1 pseudogene is annotated in these 302 nt (G+C 66.6%); it reads right to left on the reverse strand.

Going from position 1 to position 302, the window contains the following annotated elements:
- Window positions 1–302: pseudogene (locus FE811_RS28890) on the reverse strand (hypothetical protein); the annotation flags it as partial.

Raw genomic sequence — 302 nt, forward strand, 5'->3', positions numbered from 1 at the left:
AGCTCCGGGTGCGGATGCGACCTGGCCCATGCAACACAGCGATCCTCGCGCCAGGCATTGAGTTCGGCATGGCTCTTGGACTTCGGTCGAGGCACGAAGAACCGCCACCGGACAACGCCGACCAGGTTCTCGACCTGTCCCTGCGCCAGCGGGCTCGAACCGATGGCGCCACGCAGGCGCAGTCCCAGCCAGAGGCCGGGGTGCAGGGCCGTTCATTGAGGCGCCATTGGTTCAAGCCCAAGGGACGGCGGCTCGACCAGATAGTGCCCGCACATCTGCCGGAGTGAGCCTGTGAACGCCAG

Origin of the sequence: Paracoccus sp. FO-3 (assembly GCF_006386455.1) — a bacterium.
Lineage (GTDB): Bacteria > Pseudomonadota > Alphaproteobacteria > Rhodobacterales > Rhodobacteraceae > Paracoccus > Paracoccus versutus.